Source organism: uncultured Mucilaginibacter sp. (assembly GCF_903913935.1).
Classification (GTDB): domain Bacteria; phylum Bacteroidota; class Bacteroidia; order Sphingobacteriales; family Sphingobacteriaceae; genus Mucilaginibacter.
The window spans coordinates 1-1,528 of the sequence record NZ_CAIWNH010000441.1 but is presented as its reverse complement, the minus strand read 5'-3'; the positions used below and the strand labels follow the sequence as shown (position 1 = coordinate 1,528).

Below are 1,528 nucleotides of genomic sequence, written 5' to 3'. Positions count from 1 at the left end.
GTGCAACTTATACAGGGTATACCTTCATCAATACTAAATTTACCGGTTGTTTGAATTATATGAAAGGATTTCAAACAATTCAAAGTTCCGGGAATACTTTCTAAACTTTTACCCGCAAAACAAAAAAACCTCCCGCTATCCGGGAGGTTTTTTTGTTTAATGACGTTTAATGAGGCAAGAATATAGCCCCAATGGCGCTACGTATTTAAAATGATGAGCAATAAGCGGTTTAAATTATCATTGATGGTAAATTATGCTGATACCGTTAATGGTAAGCGTAAATAAATAAACCCGATCATTTGATCGGGTTTATTTTTAGAGCTTTTCATGGTCTAAGCAGATAACAACATATGCGAGAGGTCTTCAGCGGGAACCGATAAAATTGCTTAAAGGCACAGTAAACAATGATACCGTTCGGTCGCGTTTAAATTTTTCATTGCTGCTGTAAGTTTTCCCGCCGGCAGTAACAAAGCATGAATTTATACTTGCATCAAATTTAGCTTCAGTATATTTTCGGTTATCCAGGGTAGTAAGGGTTACCGATTTAACGTAATACAAATACTTTTTATCTTCTTCGGGTATATTGGCTATAGCCGATTTAATGGCTTCTATATCAATAAGGCTATCCGGTACAGATGAGATAGCAACATCTTGAATGTTCAACTCCAGGATCTCATCGCGGGCAACATTTATTCCCCCAATAAGGTACGAGCCGTTGAAGCTGGTATTTGAATTTATCTTGGCACTATAGATAAGGCCATCACTTATTGGCGTAACAACCGGTGGTTTATTGTTTTTGGTGATCGCCTTCAATGTTCTCATGGTATAGGATGAGTCTTTGGGGTTGTAGGAAACAATATTTCCGGGTATCATAAACAGATCATAGGAAATATTAGAAACATCATTCATGAATTTTCGCGATTTGTAGGAACGGGGCAACTCTTCAACTATTACTTCGGGCTCGGCTTTTTTCGAATTATTATTTGCGGCAAATGCCCCGAAAGCGCCAGGTATTGCCAGGTTACCTGACGTTTGTGATCCTCCCTGCTGGCCAGAGATACCGTTGTCGCCTTTTCCCTTATTGACGGAAAAATGGGGTCCATCTACCAGTTTGACCTCATTTTTACTTTGACACGAATACAAAAAAGCAAAAGCAGCTATAAATAAGTAGGAGGGTTTTTTCATGATGTTTTTTAGCTATGATGTTTTTTTTAGAATAAAGTTTAACGCTGCTCAAATACCATTTTAAATATCCAATATCTATAGGTCATATTTGAAAAGCTTGTGATGGTTTGTTTTGTTGTTTAAATAGTATTTTCAATAATCATACCACCTGCCAAAACTAAGGGTTCCGAATTGCAAACTTTCAAATCAACAGCACAGGTATTTTTATTAAGTCAAATGCAAATTATTATTTTTTCGACACAAAAATAAATCGCTCAGCCATAAATCATTATCCCGGCTTATTTAAATAGGCTTAAATCGTAAATAAGCCATTGGTGAAATATTTAAATAACGGGGAATTGTG

1 protein-coding gene is annotated in these 1,528 nt (G+C 36.6%); it reads right to left on the bottom strand.

Annotated features, from left to right (window positions below):
* Positions 1-363: 363 nt before the first annotated feature.
* Complete coding sequence (locus QZY09_RS17590) at positions 364-1,185, bottom strand: hypothetical protein (protein WP_295674497.1); 822 nt, start codon at positions 1,183-1,185, stop codon at positions 364-366.
* Between the last annotated feature and the right edge of the window lie 343 nt (positions 1,186-1,528).